This window comes from Streptomyces tritici (assembly GCF_048500665.1).
Taxonomy (GTDB): Bacteria; Actinomycetota; Actinomycetes; order Streptomycetales; family Streptomycetaceae; genus Streptomyces; species Streptomyces tritici.
In genome coordinates, this window is the sequence record NZ_CP183183.1 from 1,764,572 (window position 1) to 1,785,924 (window position 21,353).

A 21,353-nucleotide genomic window follows, 5' to 3' on the forward strand; every position below is an offset into this window, starting at 1 on the left:
CCCGACGGTGCCGCGGCGCGCACGGCACCGTCCCCGGAGCCCCGGCGGAGCGGCCCGCCGAAATCCCGTACGACCCTCCCCTCCCCCGGTGTTAGGTTTTCCCCGCCGGTCGCGGGACTCCGGTGCGACTTCCGGGACCTGCCTTTGAAGCAACGTTTTCGCTGTTCGTGCCCCCATTCCCCGGCCGGCTCCCACACGTCCGACTCCGGGGGGAGCCATGTCGGAGACGTACAGCGACCTCGTCGCCGCCGAGGACGTGCTGCTCTTCGTCAACGCGGCCGTCACCGCCACCGGGCAGCGCGAGTTCCGCGCGTCCGCCGCCGAGCAGCGCCTGTCCCTGGCCTTCCTGCACGAGTACGTACGGGTCAACTACCGCCCCCTGTACGCGGCCTGCCTCGCCCTCGACATCAACGACCACAACGCGGCCCTGATCGCCGAGCACCTGCTGCGCACCCCGCACGAGGCCGCCGAGGGCGAGGGCCGGCTGATCGCGGCCCGGCTCGCGCTGCTGCCGCCCCAGCGGGTGTACCGGCTGTTCGGCGCGCTGCGCGCCGCGAAGGTCAACAACCGCCGCACCCGGGCGATCATGCGCGACTGGCTGGCCGCCCGCCCCGACCTCGGCCTGGACGCGGTGAAGTACCGCACGGGACTGAAGACCGCCGTGCGCCACCTGCACCTGCGCACGCCCGACGCCGAGACCGGCGACTTCCTGTTCGCGCCGCGCCGCCGCGCCCGCTACGACCACGCCCTGCTCGACGCGTACCGCCGCGCCCACCACGACCAGCGGGCGGTGTACGAGCTGCCGTTCACCGTCGCGGAGGGCTTCGCCGCCCGGCACGGCGTCCCGCGCGCGGTGTTCCTGGAGCGCATCGCGCCCCGGATGACCCGCCTGGAGCGGCTGCGCACCCAGCGCGGCGGCGTGGCGGCCGACCTGTCCACGATGCCGCTGACCCGACTCGCCCTGTACGTGCTCGCGCTGCCCTTCGAGCAGCGCGCGGCCCGGCGCGCGGAGCTGACCGGGGCGCTGCGGGCCGCCGCGCGCCGGGCGGCGGGGCCGCAGGCGGGCACCTGGGGCCGGGTCGCCGCGGTCCTCGACGACAGCTACTCGTCGTCCGGTTCCGGTGTGAAGCGGCGCCGCCCGCTGGCGGTGGCGCTCGGCGCGCACTTCCTCCTGGAGGCGCTGGCGGCCTCGTACTCCGCGCACTGGACCTCCGGCGCGACGGATCCGCTGCTGGTCCGCCCGCACGGGCCGACCCCGCTGGGCCTGCGCGTCCTCGACGCGCTGCAGGCCCCCGGTCCGGCCCCGGACCGGCTGGTGATCGTCTCGGACGGCTGGGACAACGCCCCGCCGGGGCTCGCGGGCGAGGTGCTGCGGGTCTGGCGCAGCCGGCTCGACCCGGAGCGCCGTACCGCGGCGGTGCACCTCAACCCCGTATACGACGCGGGCGGCTTCGACGTGCGCCGGCTGGCGCCGAGCGTGCCGACCGCCGGGGTGCGGGACGCGGAGGACCTGCCGGCGCTGGTGGAGATCGCGCAGTTCGCGGAGGGCCGGACCGGTCTGGCGGAGCTGCGGGCGCACCTGGACCGCCGGGTGGAGCTGTTCCTGAAGGAGGCCGGCGCATGACCGGGATCGACCTCACCGGTCTTCGGACGCGCCCCGCGCAGGTGTGGGGCGGGGTCCGGCTGGTCCCGCTGGTGCGCGCCGAACCGGTGCCCGGGCTGCGGCTGCACCGCGAGGTGTACGCGGGCCACGGGCACGTCGTGGACGTCGGCGACGGCACGGCGTACACCGCGTACATCCCGCACGGCCTCGTCGCGGACTGGTCCGGGGAGGGCGGGGACGCGGCGCGCGAGGCGGCGGCGTACGGCTCCCGCCTCGGCGGCGGCGAGCCCGAGGCGGTGCCGCTGGTCCGCGGCGTCCACCACCGGCTGGCGAAGCGGAAGCGCGGGAAGTCCACCGGGCGGCCCGAGTCGCGGCTGCGGTTCCTGCCGCTGCACCTGGCCCTGGAGGGCTATCTGGCGCTGCACTTCGGCGGCCCGTCCGTGGTGTGGGACGAGTGGTCCCGGCAGGCGGTGCGCGAGGGTCTGTCGCCGCGCGCGGAGGCGGCGTACGCGGGCTGGTCGGTGCCGGGGCTCGGCGAGGCGCTGCGGGTGTTCGAGATCCATCCGGGGCAGTGCGGTCTGATGCTGTACGTCGCGGACGCGCTGGCCGCCGCCTTCGTCGTCCCGCACCCCGACGACTACCGCCTGCTGCACCCGACGCTGGTCGAGGACCTGTACGGGGAGCTGGTCCACCAGTACGCGTACTACGGCGCGCCCGTGCCCGGGTTCACGGCCCGGATCCGGGACGCGGCCGGGGGCGTGCGCAGCCTGGCGGATCTGCGGGCGGCGGCGGTCGCCCAGGAGCGCGCCTGGGCCGGCGCGCACGACGGGATCATGGCACGGGACCTCCTGGAGACCTCGTACCGCTTCGAGCGGGTGTACCGGATGGACGGCTTCGAGCTGCTCCGTTTCGTGCCGCCGTTCCGGCGGGGCGGGGTGGAGCAGCACATCGGCGAGCTGATCACCGACCACAAGGGGCGCGCGGCGTATCTGAAGACCTTCCGGCTGTCCGAGAACCAGATCCGGCGCGGGTACCTGCTGCAGCGCCTCGCGGACTGCGACTGGCATCTCGGCCGGACCGCGGAGGCCCTCGGGACCTCGTACCAGGAGCTGGTCGCGCGGATCCGGCGCGCCGGGTTCGGGTCGCTGCTGAACGCGCACGAGGTCGCACGGCGGGTGCGGGCGTCCGGGGAAGGCTGAGTAACACGGGGTTCACAAACGGGCAACCGACGGGAAATCCCCGGTTGGGAAGCTGCGCGCATACCCCCGCAGGTCTCGCAGCGTCGCGAGCCGCAGCAGACCCGCAGCACCCGCCAAAGGATGAGGCCCCGTGACCTTCAAGGCTGAGTACATCTGGATCGACGGCACCGAGCCGACCGCGAAGCTCCGTTCCAAGACGAAGATACTGACGAGCGGCGGCGCGACCCTGGACGAGCTGCCCATCTGGGGCTTCGACGGATCCAGCACGAACCAGGCCGAAGGTCACGCCTCGGACCGCGTCCTCAAGCCGGTCTTCGTCTGTCCGGACCCGATCCGCGGCGGCGACGACATCCTGGTGCTGTGCGAGGTCCTGAACACGGACATGACCCCGCACTCCTCCAACACCCGCGCCGCGCTCGTGGAGACCTACGAGAAGTACGCCGCGCAGGAGCCGATCTTCGGCATCGAGCAGGAGTACACCTTCTTCGACGGCGAGCGCCCGCTCGGCTTCCCGGTCGGCGGCTTCCCGGCCCCGCAGGGCGGCTACTACTGCGGTGTCGGCGCGGACGAGATCTTCGGCCGTGACATCGTCGAGGCGCACCTGGAGAACTGCCTGAAGGCGGGTCTGGGCATCTCCGGCATCAACGCCGAGGTCATGCCGGGTCAGTGGGAGTTCCAGGTCGGCCCGCTGGCGCCGCTTGAGGTCGCCGACCAGCTGTGGGTGGCCCGCTGGCTGCTGTACCGCACCGCCGAGGACTTCAAGGTGTCCGCGACCCTCGACCCGAAGCCGGTCAAGGGCGACTGGAACGGTGCGGGCGCGCACACCAACTTCTCCACCAAGGCGATGCGCGAGGGCTACGACGCGATCATCACCGCCTGCGAGGCGCTGGGCGAGGGCTCGAAGCCGCTCGACCACGTCAAGAACTACGGCGCCGGCATCGACGACCGCCTGACCGGTCTGCACGAGACCGCCCCGTGGGACAAGTACTCCTACGGCGTCTCGGACCGCGGCGCCTCGGTCCGCATCCCGTGGCAGGTCGAGCAGGACCGCAAGGGCTACATCGAGGACCGCCGCCCGAACGCGAACGTGGACCCGTACACGGTGACCCGCCTGCTGGTGGACACCTGCTGCGAGGCCCTGGAGAAGGCCGGTCAGGTCTGATCCGCACGCGAAGCACGCCATCGCCCCCTGCCGGGAACGGCAGGGGGCGATGGCGTTGTCGGTGGCCTCTGTCACAGTGAGGGCATGCTCGACATCACGGTCAGGACCGAGAACTGGCAGAAGCACGTGCGCGTGTCGGAGGACGCGCTGCGCGATCTGGTGCTGCGCATCGGCGCGGACGGGGACCGGTTCCTCGTCGTCCAGCGGATCCCCGACATACCGGACGAGTTCATCCAGGTGTGGCACGAGGACGGCGGCGGCTACCAGCTGGAGCACCGGGCGGGCGTCCCGGAGCGGCACTACGTGACGGAGGGCGGCGACGCCGGCAAGGTGGCCGCGGTGATGGTCCGCTGGGCGCGCCGGGAGGTCGCCTGGGACCGCGGGCTCGGCTGGAAGCCGGCCGGGCTGCCGCTGCCGGAGCCGGTGCCGGAGCTTCCCGCCGAGGTGCGGGGCGTGCTGGAGGAGCGGGTGCGGGAGCTGCTGCGCTGCGGGTACGCCGACCGGGAGCAGCTGGCCGAGGCGGCGGAGGACTACCTGGTCGACGGGGACGTCCGGCCGGTGAGCCGGGCGCAGGCGGCGGCGCTGGTGGACCGGCTGTGGCTGGAGCGGGTCCAGGAGTCGGCGGGCTGGGAGGGTGTGACCGATCCGGAGCGGATCACGGCGGCGTTCGCGGCGCTGGAGGGCGCGGGGATCACCGCCCGGGAGAACTTCACCTGCTGCCGGACCTGCGGCACGGCGGAGATAGGCGGCGAGGGCGACGAGGACGCCCGGGGGTTCGTGTACTTCCACTCCCAGTGCACCGAGGGCGCGGCGAACGGCGGCCCGCTGTACTTGCTGTACGGCGGTTTCGACGGCTCGGCGGAGTCGGCGGCGGCGGTGGGCCGGGAGGTGACGGAGGCGCTGCGGGGGCAGGGTCTGGCGGTGGAATGGGACGGTTCGCCCGAGTCGTCGATCCAGGTGACGGGGCTCGACTGGCGCAAGCGGCTGACGGGTTGACGGCCCGTCGGAGAAGCCGGGCGGGTACGGGGGCTGCGCGCGGCGTTTCCCTGCTGGTTTAATAGGGATATGGCCCGCATCCAGAACGACACCGCGACGAGGCGCTTCGACCTCGAGCCGTTCTGGCCTTCCCGGCAGCACCACGACTTCGACCGGTGCTGTCGGCGCGTGAGGAACGCGTCGGCCCTCTAAAGCCCGGCCGGATCCATGTCCGGTCCCACGGCCTTCGGCCGACGCGCATGACGTACGACGCACCACCGTCCGTCCGCGACTCGCGCGAAAGAGGCTGAGCTTCCATGGCCCACACCCAGGCTGCCCCCCTGCCCTCCCCCGTCCGTCCCCGTCTCCGTGCCGTCTCCCCCGACGAGGTCGCCGGCCTCGCGGACGTCGCCGAGTACCTGCCGCCCGGCGCGACGCTGCTGCCCGCCCCGCCGCACGCCCTGCCCACGCTCCCGGGCCGGCCGCCGATGGTCGGCTACCTCGTCCTCGTCCCCGCCGAGGGACAGCAGCCGCCGGCCCCGCCCGCGGCGGAGCAGGGTCCGGTGACCGTCGACGCCGTCGAGCGGACCGCCCGCGTCGACGGGCGGCAACTGGAGCTGACGTACCTGGAGTTCGAGCTGCTCGCCCATCTCGTCGCCCATCCGCACCGGGTGCACACCCGCGACCACCTGGTCACCACGGTCTGGGGGTACGGCCATGTCGGCGACGGCCGGACCGTGGACGTCCACGTGGCCCGGCTGCGCCGCAAGCTGGGCGACCGCCGCCGCACGATCCAGACCGTGCGGCGGGTCGGCTACAAGTACGTGCCGTGACGGGTGCCTACGCGCCTTGACGGGACCGCGCCCGTGCCACCAGGCCGAGCAGGCCGTCGAGCACCAGGAACACCAGCAGGCTGATGCCCAGCATCGGCACGAACCAGCCCACCAAAGCCGTCCCGGCGAGCAGCGGCAGCAGCATCGTCGGCGGAACCTTCCGCCACGCGCCGCGCGCGACGGGACGGCCGGGCCGGCGCAGCCACCACATGCGGTAGCCCCAGACGATCAACAGGATCAGGGCGAACGCGAGGGCGGCGAGGGCCAGCTGGTTGGCCAGGCCCAGGAAGACACCGGTGTGGGCGTCGATGCCGAACCGGGTCAGCTTGGCGAGCAGCGGGTAGTCGGCGAAGCGCAGCTCGTCCACGACGGTGCCGTCGGCCGGGTCCACCGCCACCGAGTCGAGGTGCACGGGGAACTGGGTGTCGGTCTCCTTGACCACGTAGCCCTTGCCCTCGGCGGGCAGGGTCACCGACAGCTTCCCGTCGACGCCGGCCTCGCGGGCGGCGGCCAGCACCTTGTCGATGCCGACGTCGGGGGCGGTCGCGGGCCGCGCGGGCGCGCCGCCGCCGTGCCCGGCGTGGCCCTCGTGGCTCTCGTGGCCGGTGGTGTCCGGGCCGATGACCGCGGAGACGGCCGGGGTGGCGCCGCCGAGCTGGGAGCGGACGGCGTCGATGTTCTCGCCGGCCCAGCGGGACCAGGTCAGGCCGGTGGCGGAGAGCAGGACGAGACCGGTGACGGCCCACAGGCCGACCGCGCCGTGCCAGGACAGGGTGCGGCGGCGGGACTTCGGGCCGCGCTCCGGCAGGAACAGCTCGCGCTTCGTCCTGCGGCGGCGGCCGAGCCACAGGGCGAGCCCGCCCAGCGCCACGACCCACAGCCAGCTGGCGGCCAGTTCGCTGTAGGCGCGGCCGGGTTCGCCGAGGTGCAGATCACGGTGGAGCCCGTCGAGCCAGGTGCGCAGCGGGAGCGCGCCCGAGCTGCCGTAGCTGGGCAGCTGTCCGCGGACCTCCCCGGTGTACGGGTCGACGAACACGGCGAGGGACGTGCCCTCCGCCAGGCCGGGTCCGTCCATCAGGACGCGGGTGGTCGCGCCGGGCTCGGCGGACGGCCAGACGGCGGTGACCGTGCCGCCGGGGTTGACCTTCTTCGCCGCGTGGACCTGCCGCGACAGCGGGACAGTGCGCTCGCCGACGGGGACGGTCAGCTCGTGCGCGTAGACGAACTTCTCCGCCGGGAAGGAGAGGGCGTAGAGCAGGCCGCTGGTCGCGGCGATCAGGAGCAGCGGGGCGACGAGCAACCCCGCGTAGAAGTGCAGCCGCAGGACGAGGGGGCGCAGCGCGCTCCAGGTGGTTCTGCCGGCGGGCGCGTCCGGGGTGTCGTCCGGGCCGGCGGGGGTCGGATCGGCGGCCGTTTCCGGGCGCACGGAACCGTCAAGGGTCATGGCTGTCCTCAGGAGTGGAGGTCGACAGGGGGAAGCGGCCCCCGGGTCAGACGTGTGCTCCGAGGGCCGTGGCGCGGGCTGCGGACAGCCGGGGCGGACCGCGCCGGGACAGGGCGTGGGCGAGGACGACGCCGCGCGCGCCGCGGGCGTACGGGCGCGGGCGCACGGGCCGCAGCGGCTCGGGCACCCGCAGCCGGACGACGGCGAGCAGGAGGCGCAGCGGCGCGAAGGCCGCCGCGCCGGCGGTGCGGGCGAGCGAGAACAGCGCGGCCTCGCCGCGGGCCAGCCAGAGGCCGCAGATCAGGGCGGCGAGCAGGTGCGCGGAGGTCATGCCGAGCAGTCCGTGGCCGGCGGCGGCGCTCAGGTCCGCGCCCGCGGCCGCGTGGCCCGTGTGGCCCGCGTGGGCGACGCCGGCCGCCGCGTGTCCTTCGCCGGCCGAGAAGATCAGGTGCAGCGCCGTCTGCACGGCCAGGAGCCCGGCCCCGACGGCGAGCGTCCCGCGCCGTCGGCCGCAGCCGGCCCAGGCGAGCAGGCCGGTCACCGCGAGGGCGAGGACCAGGGAGCGCACCGGTATCTCGTGCGCGGACATGGACGCATGCCCCACGGCCGCCAAGGACACGCAGACGGCCGCGAAGAGCGCGGCGCGCAGGGCGCGTATCGGGGAGCGGGAATGCGTCATGTCGGCCCCTATCGTGTCACCCCGCCGCCGGGCGCGGGAGACCGCCCGCGGGCCGCGGCCGCGTCACTCGAATCCCGCGGGGCGTTGAACGCCACCGGCGTCCCGTCCGTATGGAGGCCCATGGGAAGGACTCGAAAACGTTCGACACTCGCGCGCCGGGCGATCGCCGCATCGGCCGCACTGGTTCTGGGCGGTGGCGGCCTGGTGGCCCTCAACGCCTACGCGTCGGCCGGACAGGGCTGGAACAGCAAGCCGTCCTCGTCCGCGCCCGAAATGTCCACCATCGACTGCCCGGACGTGGGCAACGAGCTGACCGAGGTGCCCGAGGGGGTGCGGGACGCGGTCGACCGCGAGCTCGCCACGCTGGACGGCCAGATCACCGTCGCGTACCAGCGGTTCGCGGAGAACCGGGAGCGGATCGCCGAGGACCCGGAGTTCGCGGAGCAGCAGATCCTGCAGCCGCTGGAGAACGAGCGGCTGGTGATCCTGCAGCGGATCGTGGCGCTGATCGACCGGGAGGCCGAGGCGCCGCGGGGGCTGGAGCGGCTGGCCCCGTGCACGCTGCAGGCCGACGACGACCAGGGCGGCGGCGATCAGGGCGGCGACGGAAACGGGGACGGCAACGGGAACGAGGACGGCGACGGCGGGGGCGACGACGGCGAGGGACAGGGACAGGGCGCGGGCCAGGCGGGGAACGGGCCCGAGGCCTCCGACTTCGTCGACATCACCACCGTCCGGCCGAACGTGGACCGGCCCCGGCTGCGCAGCGGCGCCTCCCGCGGCTCGTTCACCACGGACTGCGGGCGCAACGAGAACGGCAAGTTCAACCCGGACAACGTGATCGTCGCGCCGGGCGTGCGCAACGGCGCGCACCACATGCACGACTACGTCGGCAACCAGGCCAACGACGCCTTCGCGAGCGACGAGGACCTGGCCGACGGCGCGACCACCTGCCGCAACCAGGGCGACCGCTCCACGTACTACTGGCCGGTGCTGCGGCTGCAGAACGGCCAGAACGAGGCGGACGCGCAGGCGGACGGCGGCGGGAACGACCAGAACGTCGGCAAGATCCAGACGCCGTCCGAGGTCACCCTGACGTTCGCGGGCAGCCCCGTGTCGAAGGTGACGGCGATGCCGCGGTTCCTGCGCATCATCACCGGGGACGCCAAGGCGTTCACCAACGGCAACGGCAACGCCAACGCGTCCTGGTCGTGCACCGGGTTCGAGGACCGGCAGCTGAAGGACAAGTACCCGATCTGCCCCGAGGGCAGCAAGGTCGTCCGGACGTTCACGTTCCAGAGCTGCTGGGACGGCGAGAACACCGACAGCGCGAACCACCGCACCCATGTGGCCTTCGCCGACGGGAGCGGGCGCTGCCAGAACGGCTTCCGGGCCATCCCGCAGCTGGTGCAGCGGATCGTGTACGACGTGCCTCCGGGGCCCGGCTTCGCGGTGGACTCGTTCCCCGAGCAGCTGCACAAGCCGGTCACCGACCACGGCGACTTCATCAACGTCTTCGACGAGCGGCTGATGCGGCGCATGGTCGACTGCCTCAACCAGGGCCGTCGTTGTACGTAGCCCCGGTTCAGTGATGCGAGCCGTGGGACTCCTGCGGCCGGTGCGGTGCGGCGGTCTCGACCGTCCCGCCGAGCCGGCCGCGTACGGCTGTCACGGTGCGCTCGTCGCCGGCGACCACCCAGCGCCGGCCGACGAGGTACGCGCCGCCGTAGTCCTTGGCCTGGTTGATCCATTCGCGCTGGCCCCGGTCGGTGGCGAAGGTCAGCAGCACGTAACTCCCGTCCTGTGTGCGGCAGGACGCCTGGCGGAGCTCGGCCGTGCCGGCGCGGACGTCCGGCGCCGCGCACCGGGCCCGCTCGGCGAGCTGCTCCAGGGTGCCGCTCGCCTCCTCGGGCGCCTCCGGCTCCCCGGTCCCGCACCCCATCAGCATCACGGCCAGGAGGGCCGCCGTCACCGCGGTTCGCTGCGTCTGCATGGGGTCATCGTGCCGGGTCGAGGAGGCGTTCGGAGGCCGAACGCCAGGACTGGTACGACCCGATCGATTACGGTTTCGTACGTAAAAGGACGTTACGTACGAGAAGAGACGCCGATGCCCGCCATCCCCGCCACCTCGGTGACCAATCTCCGCGATCTGGGGACGCTGCCGCTCTCCGGCGGCCGCACGGTCCGGCCGGGGCGGGTGTTCCGGTCCGGGCAGCTGGACCGGCTGGACCCGGCGGACGGGGTGGTGACCGCGCTGGGCATCCGTACGGTGGTGGACCTCCGCACCGCGCGGGAGCGGGCGGACCGGCCGGACCACCCCCTGCCGGACAGCCGCGTGGTGGTCGCCGACGTCCTCGCGGACTACCTGGCGGTCAGCGGGCTGCCGCCGGCGGCCCGGCTGAAGCAGCTGCTCGCCGACCCGGCGCTGGCGGAGCAGCATCTCGGCGGGGGCCGGGTGCGGCGGGCGTTCGAGAAGACGTACCGGGCGTTCGTGGCGTCGGACTCGGCGCGGGCCTCGTACCGCGCGTTCCTGACGGAGCTGACGGACCCGGCGGCGACGCCGCTGCTGTTCCACTGCACGGCGGGCAAGGACCGCACCGGCTGGGCCGCGACGGTCCTGCTGTCGCTGCTCGGCGCGGACGAGGAGACGGTGCGGGCGGAGTTCCTCTCGGTGAACCCGGCGGTCCGGGAGGCGTTCGCCCCGTTGGTGGAGGGGTTCACGGCGCAGGGCGGCGACCCGGAGCTGGCGCTGGCGATCATCGGGGTGGCGCCGGAGTACCTGGCGGCGGCCTACGACGAGGTGGCGGTCCGGCACGGCTCGATGGAGAAGTACGTCCGGGAGGGTCTCGGGATCTCCGAGGAGGAGACGGAACGTATCCGCGCGCACCTGTCGTCCTGACGCGTACGCCCCGCGTCGCGGGGTGACCATCGGATCTATCGCTCGTTCTGCTGAACGTGAGCACCCAGGAAGCCGAAACCTCGTCCCCCGGCGGCACCGCGGCGCACGGCCCCCTTGACGTCGAGCAGGCGGAGGCCGCCCTCGTCGAGCACTATCCGCGGCTGGTGCGCATCGCCTATCTCGTGCTGCCGGCCGCCCTCGGGCGCAACCGGAGGGTGCTGGCCGCGCACGGTCTGGTGCAGCGCGCGCTGCCGCGCCGGCGGACCTCCGGGTCGGCCGTGCCGGAGCCGCGGCGGGCGGAGGACGCGGTGGACCCCGGATACGCGTACGCGCGCGGCGAGGTGCTGCGGCGCGCGCTGCGGCACCGCCCCCGGATGCCCGCGCTGCTGCCGCGCGTCTGGGGGCTGCGGGTCTTCCCGCGGGCCGGGGGCGCCGACGAACTGGCCCTGGACCAGCGGCTGTCGGAGCTCACCGCGGCGGGCCGGGCGGCGTTCGTGCTGCGCGGCCTGGAGCGGCAGGGCGACGCCGAGGCGCGGCGGGTGCTGGCGGCGGCCGGGGTGGCGGACCCGCAGGCGGCGCTGGGCGAGGCGGACGCGGTGGAGGGCATGCACGCGCTCCTGGAGTCGCCGGAGTTCGACCCGTGCTCGCTGCAGGCCCGGCCGACGGACCTGATGCGGCGGCGGCAGCACGCCCGGGCCGCGCTGGCCGCGGCCGCCGCGGCCCTGGTCTGCGGCGCGCTGCTGGGGCTGCCGGGCGACGGCTGGGGGCCGGCCGGCGCGGCGGCCCCGTCGTACGCGCGCAATCCGGCGTCCGAGGCGGCGCTCGATCCGGCGCGGCTGCGCAGGATCGATCCGGCGGTCTGGCGCACCTCGGCCCGCACCGACTTCTCCGTCTGGCCCCAGCGCGGCGGCCTGACCGGGGACGACGCGCTGCTGCGCCGGGCGCTCGCGGTGTGGGCCCGCCCGGGCCGCACGGTGCACGCCTCGGCGACGCCGGGGACGCCGCCGGGCCCGCCGATGGGGCCGCCTCAGCTGCTGTTCGCGGGCGAGGTGGACGGTTCGCGGGTGGTTCTGTTCCACGACGGGCTGCGGGCGGTGCGGTACGCGGAGCCGGTCGACGGCGCCCGTGGCCCGGCACTGGACTTCGCGCGCACGGACGGCGCGGACACGGCCGGCTCGGCGGCCCTGGTGCTCACCCGTACGTACGCCGACGTCCGCTATCTGACGGCCCCGTGGGTGCGGGCGGCCGCCCAGCGGGACCTGCTGCGCCCGGCGAAGCCGGCCGTGCCGCTGGCCCGGGACGCGTACGGGGTCACGGCCCCGGTGCTCAGCCCGGCGCGGGCGAAGGACTGCCGGGCGTGGCCGGTGCTGCAGCTGCGCGACGAGCGGGGCGAGCGGCTGTACGCGGACCTGGGCGAACTGGCCCCGGCCCGGCTGACCTGGGGCGCGCCCGGCGCGCCGGGGGACGTGACGGGGCGGGCGGCGCGCGAGGCGTGGGCGCGGACCGCCTGTCTGCTGCCGGCGGTGCGCTCGCACGGCGTGCGGACCGTGAACTCCTGGCAGTTCGCCGAGCAGCGGCTGCCGGCCGGGGGCGGGCGGGCGGCCTGGGTGTGCACCCGGGCGGAGACGTGGCGGGGCACGGGGGCGCGGGTGCTTGCGCAGTTCCAGCCCCCGGGTGCGGGGACCGGTGCCGTCGCGGCGCGGTCGGAGGTGTCCCCGGCCTGCGGCGCGCGCGAGCCCCGGGTGCTCGCGGGGGTGCTGTGGCAGGCGCGGGGCGGCCGGTGGCACCTGCTCGCCGCGGGCACACGGGAGTTCGTGTCGCTGACGGCGCGGGGCGGCGGCGCCGACGCCGAGCGGGACGGCCGCTTCCTGGCCGTGCCGGCCGATCCGGGCGCGCGCCCGCAGCTCATCGGGCGGCTGGCGAACGGTCTGCGGGTGGCGTCGCTGCGCTGACGCCCCGGTACGCACGCCCTGCGGGAATCCCGGTGCGCACGCCCTGCGGAATCCCCGTGCGCACGCCTCCTGAAATCCCCGTGCACACCCCTGTTGACCGGACCTTACTTCTCAGTACATTGACAGCATGTCTAATACGCAGCCTGCACCGGTGGCGTCGGAGCACATCGAGCTCAAGGCCCGCAAGGTCTCCTTCGACTGGCGCGAGACCCCGCTCCACTGGGTACCCGGCGACCCGTTCACCACCCACACCATCAACGTGCTGCACCTGCTCCTGCCCGCGGGCGAGCGCTGGTTCATCCACGTCTACAAGCAGGTGCTGCCGTACATCACCGACGACCGGCTGCGCGAGGACGTCATCGGCTTCATCGGCCAGGAGGCCGTGCACTCCCAGGCCCACGACGACGTGCTGCCGCGGCTGAAGGAACTGGGCCTGGACCCCACGCCCTACACGGCGCAGGTCGACTGGTTCTTCGAGAAGCTGCTCGGCGACCGGACCCTGCCGCCGGGCCGGCCGCGCCGCTGGTGGCTGATGGAGCGGGTGGCGATCATCGCCGCGATCGAGCACTACACCGCGTTCCTGGGCAACTGGGTGCTCAACGCCGACGAACTGGACCGGCGCGGCTGCGACCCGGCCATGCTGGACCTGCTGCGCTGGCACGGCGCGGAGGAGGTCGAGCACCGCTCCGTCGCCTTCGAGCTGTTCATGCACCTCGACGGCGGCTACCGGCGCCGGGTGCGGACCTGGGCGCTGGCCTTCGGCGCCCTGGTCTTCTTCTGGCAGCGCGGGGCCCGGTTCTTCATGGAGAACGACCCGACGCTGGTCGACGGCAGGGCGTCCGTGGGCCAGTTCGTGCGCAAGGGCCGCGAGGGCGTGCTGCCGTCCACCCCGGACATGCTGCGCTCCATCCCGCGTTATCTGAGCCGGGACTACCACCCCTCGCAGGAGGGCGACACCGCGCAGGCGGTCGCGTACCTCGCCCAGTCCCCCGGCGCCAACGGAGGTCGCTGACCATGCCCCGACTGCGTACCGTCGTCCTGGTCGCCGGGGCGGCGCTGCTCGCGAAGCAGGCCGCGCGCCGGCGCATCCAGCGGTCCCCGCTGTGGCCGATGCCCGCGCTCGACGAGCCGGTGTCGGGCCGCGGCCGGAACACCACCGTCCCGCGCCGGGTGCGCGTCGCCGCGCGGACCGAGCCCGCCGAGGGCGTGGTCCAGCTCCGTCTGGAGGGCGCGGGGCTGCCCGCCTGGCAGCCGGGGGCGCACCTCGACCTCGTGCTGCCGTCCGGCCTGGTCCGGCAGTACTCGCTGTGCGGCGACCCGGCCGAGTCCGGCGCGTACACCGTCGCCACCCGGCTCATCGGGGCGGAGCAGGGCGGCCGGGGCGGCTCGGCGGAGGTGCACGAGCGGCTCCACGAGGGCGTGGAGCTGGAGATCCGCGGGCCGCGCAACCGCTTCCCGCTGGTCGAGGCCCCGTCGTACGTGTTCGTGGCCGGCGGGATCGGCATCACGCCGGTGCTGCCGATGGTCCGCGCCGCCGCGGCGGCGGGCGCCGACTGGCGGCTGCTGTACTGCGGGCGCAGCCGGGCGACGATGCCGTACCTGGACGAGGCCGAGCGGCTGGGCGCGGACGGCGGCAGGACGACGGTCGTCGCCGAGGACGAGTCCGGGCTGCCGGACCTCGGCTTCCTCGGCGGGCTGCCGGCGGAGACCGAGGTGTACTGCTGCGGCCCCGACGGGCTGATGGACGCGGTGGCCGCGGCGCTGCCCGAGGGACGGACGCCGCGTCTGGAGCGCTTCTCTGCGGCGGCCGCGGCCGGCGGCACCGCGTTCGAGGTCGAACTGCGGTCCTCCGGGCGGACGGTGAAGGTGGCCGCGGACCAGTCGGTGCTGGCCGCGGTCCGCGCGGAGGTCCCCGACCTCCCGTACTCCTGCGAGCAGGGCTTCTGCGGCACCTGCCGGCAGCGGGTGCTGGCGGGCGAGGTGGAGCACCGGGACGAGCTGCTCACCGACGCGGAGCGGGACGACTCGATGCTGCTCTGCGTCTCGCGCTGCGCGGGCGAGCGGCTGGTGCTCGACCTGTAGGCGTCAGGGCAGGATCAGCCAGTCGGCGGCCAGGGCGGCGAGCAGGCCGCCGGCCAGCAGCCAGGTGCCCAGGCGGGTACGGCCGTTGCGGGAGAGCTCGATGACGACGCCGCACAGGATCATCGCCAGTCCGTACACGCCGACGACCAGCACCGACGTCCGGCTGGCCAGCCGGACCACCAGGACCACGGCCATGGCCACCAGCAGCACCGAGGCGGCGGCGACCCGCAGCCGCCGCGCCTGCTTGGGGGTCAGCCCGGACCGCGGCTCGCCGGCCGCGGCCTCGTCGTCGGCGACGGCCTCGGCGGGGGTCTCCTCGGGCTCGGTGACGACCTGGTCGCCGGTGTCCTGGTCGCTGGTGTCCTGGTCGGAAGCGCTCATGAGAGGGGAGCGTAATGGACGCCCGTTAGGCTGTTCGCATGACGACCGGGGTGCGCCGCAGGATGGGCGTCGAGGAGCGCAGACAGCAACTCATCGGGGTGGCGCTGGAACTGTTCAGCCACCGCTCCCCCGACGAGGTCTCCATCGACGAGATCGCCGCCGCGGCGGGCATCTCGCGCCCGCTGGTCTACCACTACTTCCCCGGCAAGCAGAGCCTGTACGAGGCGGCCCTGCGGCGGGCCGCCGACGAGCTGGCCGGCCGCTTCCTGGAGCCGCCGCAGGGCCCGTTGGGGGCGCGGCTGCTGCGGGTGATGGGCCGCTTCTTCGACTTCGTCGACGAGCACGGGCCGGGTTTCGCGGCGCTGATGCGCGGCGGCCCGGCGGTCGGCTCCTCCACCACGAACGCGATGATCGACGAGGTGCGGCAGGCCGCGTACGAGCAGATCCTGGCCCATCTGGGGATCGGGAAGCCGTCCGCGCGGATGGAGTTGGTGGTCCGCTCCTGGGTGTCGCTCGCCGAGTCCACGGCGCTGCTGTGGCTGGACGGGCGGCGGGTGCCGCGCGCCGAGCTGGAGCTGCAGCTGGTGCACGACTTCGCCGCGCTGACGGCGGTCAGCGCCGCGTACGACGAGGAGATGGCCGGGACGCTGGTCCGCATCCTCGCGGACGAGCCCGCCGACGGCCCGTTCGGCGACCTCGTCGGCCGCCTGATGGCGCTCGCCCCGCGGGTGCCCGTGCAGCGCGCGCACTGAGCCGCCGGGGACGCCGAAGGCCGGCCGGGGGGAGCCGGCCGGCCTCGGGGTGTGCGGGACGGGTCAGCGGGCGGTGAAGACCGCGACCGTCCGGGCCGGGACCGTGAAGGTGCCCGAACCGGCCTCGTACGAGGCGGACTTCACCGTCGCGTCCGCGCCGGACGCCTGCACCGGGTGCAGGGCGTAGCCCTTGCCGGCCAGGGCCGCGACGCGCTGGGTCTGCCGGTCGGGCGTGGCGTTGAGGACCACGACCAGGTCGCCCAGGCGCATGGTGATCACGCCGGGGGTCTCCTCCTTGCCGGAGAGCGGGAAGGACAGCGCGTCCTGCACCTTCTCGGCGGTCGGCAGCGAGAACACCGGCTCGGTGCTGCGGATCTTCTGCAGGTCCCGGTAGGCGGCGGAGGCGCCGTCGATCTCGGCGCAGCCGACCGTCAGGTTCGGGTTCGCCAGCAGCGGCTTGCCGAAGCCCCACTTGGCCTTGTTGTCGGCGGCCGGCGGCAGTCCGCGGCCGAAGCCGTTGCCGGCCCGGCAGTCCCAGTGGATCGCGTTGAACCAGTCGCCGCTGTCGTAGGAGTTGCGGTCCAGGGACTTGGAGCGCAGCAGGTCCGAGCCCGCCTGGGACAGCGCCGGGCCCTGCGAGAGGGTCGCCGTCGCCATGGCGAGGACCTGCATCCGCGCCCGGTCGGCCGGTGAGGTGCCGGCCGGGAGCTTGAAGGCGAGCGCGTCGTACAGGGTCTCGTTGTCGTGCGCGTCGGCGTACGCGAGGGCGTCGCCGGGCGCGGCGGCGTAGCCGGCCGGGGCGCCGTTGTAGTCGACCTCGGAGCCCTTGACCGTGCGCCCGGAGGTGTCGGTGAAGGTGTACGAGGCGAGGTTGCCGGACAGGCCGACCTTGATCAGGTCCTGGTAGTGCAGGAGACGGGCCTTCTGCTGCTCGGGGGTGCCGTTGGCCTCGGACGTGTTCGGGTCGGTGAACAGGCCGGAGGCGAAGCCCTGGACGCCCGGGTCCTCGTCGAAGGGGCCGCCGCCGCGCACGGCGTCGCGGGCCCGGTCGGAGAAGGTGGCGACGCCGGTCCCGGCCATGTTCTTCTGCGTGGCCTGGACGAAGCGGGCGTCGTCGGCGATCTCGCCGAAGTTCCAGCCCTCGCCGTACAGGACGATCGCCTTGCCGTCGACGCCGTCCTTCTCGACGGTCAGGGCGTCGAGGGCCTTGCGGACGGCGAGGATGTTCTCCTTCGGGTGGTGGCCCATGAGGTCGAAGCGGAAGCCGTCGACCTTGTACTGCTTCGCCCAGGTGACGACGGAGTCGACGACGAGCTTGCCCATCATGGCGTTCTCGGGCGCGGTGTTGGCGCAGCAGGTGGAGGTGGCGACGGAGCCGTCGGCCTGGAGCCGCTGGTAGTAGCCGGGCACGATCCTGTCGAGCACGGACTTGTCGGACTGCCCGGCGGCGACGGTGTGGTTGTAGACCACGTCCATGACGGTGCGCAGGCCGTTGCCGTTGAGGGACTGGACCATCTTCCGGAACTCGACGGTGCGCTTCGTGCCCTCGGGGTCGGTGGCGTACGAGCCCTCCGGCACGGTGTAGTGCAGCGGGTCGTAGCCCCAGTTGTACGCGTCCTCGGCCGCGGCGGCGGCCACGCACGCCTGCTGCTCGTCGGAGTCGGGGGCGTACGCCGTCAGGTCACAGGCGGGCGTGGCCTGCTCGGACTTCTTCTCGGGGATGGTCCCGATGTCGAAGGCGGGCAGCAGGTGCACGTAGGAGGTGCCGGAGGCGGCGAGGGCCTTCAGGTGCCGCGAGCCCTTGCTGCCGGAGTCGGTGAACGCCAGGTAGGTGCCGCGATGTTCGGGGCGGGCGGTCGGGTCCGCGATCGAGAAGTCGCGGACGTGCAGTTCCTGGATCTGCGCGTCGCGCAGCGGCACGGCGGCCGGCTTGCGCAGCGTCCGCCAGCCGGCCGGGGCCAGCTTCGGGTCGGCGAGGTCGACGACCAGGCTGCGGGCGGAGTCGGTGGTCAGGGCCGTGGAGTACGGGTCGGTGACCTTGTTGGTGACGAGCTTCTGCACACTGGGCGCCCAGACCTTCACGGCGTACCGGTACGGCTTGCCCCGCCAGCTCGCCGGTCCGGTCACCGACCAGACGCCGCTCGCCTCGTCGCGCCGCATGGGCACGGTGCGGCCGTCGAGCTCCAGGGCCACGGACCGCGCGGTCGGCGCCCACAGGGACAGGGTCGGGCGGCCGGCGCGGAAGACCGGTCCGAGGGCGGCCTTCGTGGCCTTCGCCGCGTACAGGTCGTCGAGGACGCCGGCGGTCTGCACGCCGGTCGCGGCGAGCAGGGCGCCGTTGGCGGCGCGCTGGGTGGCGATCAGCTGGCCGCGCAGGGAGGCGCGGACCCGGTCGGCGTCGCGCGGGTCGACGGTGAAGGCGGGGTACTCCTTGAGGTGCGGGAACCTCGCCTTCTGGGCGTCGGTGAGGGAGCCGGGGTTCAGCCGGAGCCAGCGGCCCTCGTCGCTGAGCGCGCCGTCGGTGACGGTGATGCCGCCGTCGGCGGCGTACACGAGCTGCTGGCTGGTGGACTCGGTCGCCTTGACCTTCCACACGACGGTGTTCCGGTCGATCCACTGCGCCTCGGCCTTGCCGAGGTCGAGGGTGGGGGCGCCGCCGGTCTGCGGGAGGAGGTAGGCCGGCTTGCCGGCGAGCATCCAGACCTCGTTGCCGTAGGTGGCCAGGTCGAGGGACTGGTCGGTGGGCAGGTCCTTCTGGTCGCCCTTGTGCACGATGTACGACAGCGAGCGCGCGCCCTCGGCGAGCGGGACCTCGAAGACCGCGCCGTAGGCGTCGGTGCGGACCGGCATGAGCGGCTTGGACCAGTCGGTCGGCTGGGCCGCGCCGGTCCACAGGTGCAGGCCCCACCCGTCGTAGTCGCCGTCGGGGCGGTGGTAGTGGAGGACGGCCTTGCCCTTGTCCTGCGGCGGGTAGGCGCCGTCGGGCGCGGTGTCGGCCTGGCCGTCGGAGCCCTGCGTGATCCAGACCTGGCCGGTGCGGCCGAGGCTGATGCTTCGCCGGGGTCCGTCGGCGGCGCCGTCCTTCTCGACGGTGTACGCAACGCTCGACGCGCCCTCGGCGACGGGCACCCAGGCGAACGCGCCGTACGCGTCGCGTCCGGTGAACGCCGCCTCGTGGCCGTCGGCCTTGAGCTTCCAGCCGTCGTAGTCGCCGGCGGGCCGCTGGTAGTGGACGACGGCGTAGGGCCGCTGCACGGCCACGGGCTTCTCGGCGGGCGGGAGCGCGGGGGCGGTCGTCGCGGCGCGGGCGCTCGCGGTGCGGCCGGCGGAGTCGACGACGACGGCCTTGTACCGCACGGGGGTTCCGGCGGGGGCGGTGATGTGGTGGGTGACCTTGTACGGCGCGTGGTCGGCGCTGCCGAGCACCTGCCAGGGCGCGTCGCCCTGCTGGGCGGCGAACACGACCCGGTTCAGGCCGCCGCCGCTGACGTCCGCGGTGACGACTCCGCCGGGGCCGGCGCTCAGCTCGATCGAGGGCGCCGTCGCCGGGGCCGGCAGCGGCCGGTCGGCCTTGAGGACGACGGAGGACAGGGCGGGGACGGTGACGGTGACCTTGCCGTCCTCGGCGCGGACGGCGCCCCGGCTCCCGTACAGGTACTGGAAGCCGGCCGAGTCGACGGGGAAGGTGACGGTCCTGGCCGTGGTCGCGCTGTTGGTGGCGACGGCGTACTCGGTGCGGGCCTTCAGGTCCGTGCGGGAGAAGGCGTACACGGAGCCCTCGGCGTACCGCTGCTGCTGGACGCCGTCGCGCAGGGCGGGGTGCGCCTTGGTGAGACGGGACAGCGCGGCGACCGACCGGTAGATCGGGTGGGCGGTGTCGTAGGAGTCGGCGGCGTGGGTGCGCTCGGTGCCGATGAGGTCGTCGTCGAGGTAGTCGGCGGTCTTCGAGGCGAAGAGCGTCTGGCGGGCGTCCTTGTCGCCGCCGGGGCCGGTGAAGCCCTGCTCGTCGCCGTAGTAGACGACCGGGTTGCCGCGGGAGAGGAACATCAGCTCGTTGGCGAGCCGGGCGCGGTCGAGGAGTTCGGCGTCGGAGGCGCCGGGGTTGTCCTGCTTCAGGAACGCGCCGAAGCGGCCCATGTCGTGGTTGCCGAGGAAGGTGACCTGCTCGTAGGCGTTGGCCTTGTCGGTGGTGTACCGGTGGTCCTCGGCGAACACCTTGGCGAGCTTGTCGGCGCCGGCGCCCTGGGAGGCGAAGGCGCGGGCGGCGTCCTGGAAGGGGAAGTCGAGGGTGGCGTCGAGCCGGCCGCGGGTCACGTAGGGGGCGGTGACGGCGGGGTCGGCGGAGTACACCTCGCCGAACATGAAGAAGTCCTCGCGGCCCTGCTTCTTGGCGTAGGCGTCGAGGGCGGTGGCCCACTGGGTCCAGAAGTCGAGGTCGACGTGCTTGACGGTGTCGATGCGGAAGCCGTCGATGTCGAAGTCGCGGACCCAGGTCTGGTAGATCCGCTTCATGCCCTCGACGACCTCGGGGCGCTCGGTCCACAGGTCGTCGAGCCCGACGAAGTCGCCGTACTCGGCGGACTCGCCGGCCCAGGTGGAGTCGCCGCGGTTGTGGTACATCGTCGGGTCGTTGAGCCAGGCGGGGACCTTGCCGCCGGTGGTGGTGGGCGTGTACGGGAACGAGTCCCGGTCGACGCGCTTCATGCCCTGGCGGTCGTCGAACGGCCGGCCGGTGGTGTCGAGGTACGGGTGGGCGCCCTTGGGGCGGTAGCCGTACTTCTTCTCGGCGTAGTCGACGGTGTCGGCGGTGTGGTTGGTGATGACGTCGAAGAAGACCTTCATGCCCTTGGCGTGGGCGGCGGCGATCAGCTTCTTCAGGTCGTCGTTGGTGCCGAAGTGCGGGTCGACCTGGGTGAAGTCGGTGATCCAGTAGCCGTGGTAGCCCGCCGAGGCGTCCTTGCCGGTGCCCTGGACGGGCCGGTTCTTGAAGATCGGCGCCATCCAGATGGCGGTGGTGCCGAGGCCCTTGATGTAGTCCAGCTTCTCGGTGAGGCCCTTGAGGTCGCCGCCCTGGTAGAAGCCCTTGTCGGTGGGGTCGTAGCCGTGGGCGAGCCGGTCGCCGCCGAGCCCGCCGCGGTCGTTGGAGGCGTCCCCGTCGGCGAACCGGTCGGGCAGCACGAAGTAGAACTGCTCGCGGGTGAGGTCGTGGCGCGCGGGCGCGGCGGCCAGCGCCCGGTCGGAGGGCGGGGGCGGGGGCGTCGTCGCGGCGGCGACGGGCAGGGCCGGTACGAGGGCCGCGCACAGGGCGACGGCGACGGCCGCCGCCGTTCTCTTGGGTGTCACGGAGGCTGCTCCCTGGCAGGAGGACGGGGGTACGGGTCGCAGGGCCGCC

16 protein-coding genes are annotated in these 21,353 nt (G+C 74.0%); 11 read left to right on the forward strand and 5 right to left on the reverse strand.

Going from position 1 to position 21,353, the window contains the following annotated elements:
- Window positions 1-217 precede the first annotated feature (217 nt).
- The 5 genes from ACNJ93_RS08195 to ACNJ93_RS08215 all read left to right on the forward strand — a co-directional run bounded on the left by ACNJ93_RS08195 (window position 218) and on the right by ACNJ93_RS08215 (window position 5,772).
- Entirely contained in the window at window positions 218-1,624 is a 1,407-nt protein-coding gene (locus ACNJ93_RS08195; RefSeq protein WP_418956686.1) for a hypothetical protein, read from the forward strand.
- A complete protein-coding gene (locus tag ACNJ93_RS08200; RefSeq protein WP_418956687.1) occupies window positions 1,621-2,802 on the forward strand; it encodes an ARPP-2 domain-containing protein in 1,182 nt (393 codons plus the stop codon). The genes ACNJ93_RS08195 and ACNJ93_RS08200 overlap by 4 nt, the downstream gene beginning before the upstream one ends.
- 130 nt (window positions 2,803-2,932) lie before the next feature.
- A complete protein-coding gene (gene glnII / locus ACNJ93_RS08205) occupies window positions 2,933-3,964 on the forward strand; it encodes a glutamine synthetase (RefSeq protein WP_418956688.1) in 1,032 nt (343 codons plus the stop codon).
- An 84-nt stretch (window positions 3,965-4,048) separates the two neighbouring features.
- Complete coding sequence (locus tag ACNJ93_RS08210) at window positions 4,049-4,960, forward strand: DUF6891 domain-containing protein (RefSeq protein WP_418956689.1); 912 nt, start codon at window positions 4,049-4,051, stop codon at window positions 4,958-4,960.
- A 296-nt stretch (window positions 4,961-5,256) separates the two neighbouring features.
- Entirely contained in the window at window positions 5,257-5,772 is a 516-nt protein-coding gene (locus ACNJ93_RS08215; protein WP_418956690.1) for a winged helix-turn-helix domain-containing protein, read from the forward strand.
- A gap of 7 nt (window positions 5,773-5,779) precedes the next feature.
- Here the strand turns inward: ACNJ93_RS08215 and ACNJ93_RS08220 are convergent, their stop codons facing one another.
- The gene (locus ACNJ93_RS08220; RefSeq protein WP_418956691.1) at window positions 5,780-7,216 is read right to left on the reverse strand and encodes a PepSY-associated TM helix domain-containing protein; all 1,437 of its coding nucleotides are present in this window, start codon (window positions 7,214-7,216) and stop codon (window positions 5,780-5,782) included.
- Window positions 7,217-7,262: 46 nt separating this feature from the next.
- A complete protein-coding gene (locus tag ACNJ93_RS08225; protein WP_418956692.1) occupies window positions 7,263-7,895 on the reverse strand; it encodes a hypothetical protein in 633 nt (210 codons plus the stop codon).
- A gap of 120 nt (window positions 7,896-8,015) precedes the next feature.
- On the opposite strand from ACNJ93_RS08225, the gene ACNJ93_RS08230 reads away from it, so the two are divergent.
- Window positions 8,016-9,473, forward strand: a complete 1,458-nt coding sequence (locus ACNJ93_RS08230) for a DUF1996 domain-containing protein (RefSeq protein ID WP_418956693.1) — start codon at window positions 8,016-8,018, stop codon at window positions 9,471-9,473.
- A 7-nt stretch (window positions 9,474-9,480) separates the two neighbouring features.
- Here the strand turns inward: ACNJ93_RS08230 and ACNJ93_RS08235 are convergent, their stop codons facing one another.
- A complete protein-coding gene (locus ACNJ93_RS08235; RefSeq protein ID WP_418956694.1) occupies window positions 9,481-9,888 on the reverse strand; it encodes a hypothetical protein in 408 nt (135 codons plus the stop codon).
- A gap of 114 nt (window positions 9,889-10,002) precedes the next feature.
- On the opposite strand from ACNJ93_RS08235, the gene ACNJ93_RS08240 reads away from it, so the two are divergent.
- The 4 genes from ACNJ93_RS08240 (at window position 10,003) to ACNJ93_RS08255 (ending at window position 14,828) form a co-directional block, all read left to right on the forward strand.
- A complete protein-coding gene (locus ACNJ93_RS08240) occupies window positions 10,003-10,794 on the forward strand; it encodes a tyrosine-protein phosphatase (RefSeq protein WP_418956695.1) in 792 nt (263 codons plus the stop codon).
- 56 nt (window positions 10,795-10,850) lie between these two features.
- On the forward strand, window positions 10,851-12,746 hold the full coding sequence (locus ACNJ93_RS08245; protein WP_418956696.1) for a hypothetical protein: 1,896 nt from the start codon (window positions 10,851-10,853) through the stop codon (window positions 12,744-12,746).
- 127 nt (window positions 12,747-12,873) lie between these two features.
- A complete protein-coding gene (locus ACNJ93_RS08250; RefSeq protein WP_418956697.1) occupies window positions 12,874-13,758 on the forward strand; it encodes a metal-dependent hydrolase in 885 nt (294 codons plus the stop codon).
- A complete protein-coding gene (locus tag ACNJ93_RS08255; protein WP_418961345.1) occupies window positions 13,755-14,828 on the forward strand; it encodes a PDR/VanB family oxidoreductase in 1,074 nt (357 codons plus the stop codon). The genes ACNJ93_RS08250 and ACNJ93_RS08255 overlap by 4 nt, the downstream gene beginning before the upstream one ends.
- A gap of 3 nt (window positions 14,829-14,831) precedes the next feature.
- Here ACNJ93_RS08255 and ACNJ93_RS08260 read toward each other — a convergent pair whose 3' ends face one another.
- A complete protein-coding gene (locus ACNJ93_RS08260) occupies window positions 14,832-15,209 on the reverse strand; it encodes a hypothetical protein (protein ID WP_418956698.1) in 378 nt (125 codons plus the stop codon).
- Between the two features lie 38 nt (window positions 15,210-15,247).
- Between ACNJ93_RS08260 and ACNJ93_RS08265 the strand changes: the two genes are divergently transcribed.
- A complete protein-coding gene (locus tag ACNJ93_RS08265) occupies window positions 15,248-15,961 on the forward strand; it encodes a TetR/AcrR family transcriptional regulator (RefSeq protein ID WP_418956699.1) in 714 nt (237 codons plus the stop codon).
- A 63-nt stretch (window positions 15,962-16,024) separates the two neighbouring features.
- Here the strand turns inward: ACNJ93_RS08265 and pulA are convergent, their stop codons facing one another.
- A complete protein-coding gene (gene pulA / locus ACNJ93_RS08270; RefSeq protein ID WP_418956700.1) occupies window positions 16,025-21,304 on the reverse strand; it encodes a pullulanase-type alpha-1,6-glucosidase in 5,280 nt (1,759 codons plus the stop codon).
- Between the last annotated feature and the right edge of the window lie 49 nt (window positions 21,305-21,353).

Coding starts and splice junctions, on each gene's coding strand:
- ACNJ93_RS08195 (WP_418956686.1), top strand. CDS start 218: ATGTCGGAGACGTACAGCGACCTCGTCGCCGCCGAGGACGTGCTGCTC.
- ACNJ93_RS08200 (WP_418956687.1), top strand. CDS start 1,621: ATGACCGGGATCGACCTCACCGGTCTTCGGACGCGCCCCGCGCAGGTG.
- ACNJ93_RS08210 (WP_418956689.1), top strand. CDS start 4,049: ATGCTCGACATCACGGTCAGGACCGAGAACTGGCAGAAGCACGTGCGC.
- ACNJ93_RS08215 (WP_418956690.1), top strand. CDS start 5,257: ATGGCCCACACCCAGGCTGCCCCCCTGCCCTCCCCCGTCCGTCCCCGT.
- ACNJ93_RS08220 (WP_418956691.1), bottom strand. CDS start 7,216: ATGACCCTTGACGGTTCCGTGCGCCCGGAAACGGCCGCCGATCCGACC.
- ACNJ93_RS08225 (WP_418956692.1), bottom strand. CDS start 7,895: ATGACGCATTCCCGCTCCCCGATACGCGCCCTGCGCGCCGCGCTCTTC.
- ACNJ93_RS08230 (WP_418956693.1), top strand. CDS start 8,016: ATGGGAAGGACTCGAAAACGTTCGACACTCGCGCGCCGGGCGATCGCC.
- ACNJ93_RS08235 (WP_418956694.1), bottom strand. CDS start 9,888: ATGCAGACGCAGCGAACCGCGGTGACGGCGGCCCTCCTGGCCGTGATG.
- ACNJ93_RS08240 (WP_418956695.1), top strand. CDS start 10,003: ATGCCCGCCATCCCCGCCACCTCGGTGACCAATCTCCGCGATCTGGGG.
- ACNJ93_RS08250 (WP_418956697.1), top strand. CDS start 12,874: ATGTCTAATACGCAGCCTGCACCGGTGGCGTCGGAGCACATCGAGCTC.
- ACNJ93_RS08260 (WP_418956698.1), bottom strand. CDS start 15,209: ATGAGCGCTTCCGACCAGGACACCAGCGACCAGGACACCGGCGACCAG.
- ACNJ93_RS08265 (WP_418956699.1), top strand. CDS start 15,248: ATGACGACCGGGGTGCGCCGCAGGATGGGCGTCGAGGAGCGCAGACAG.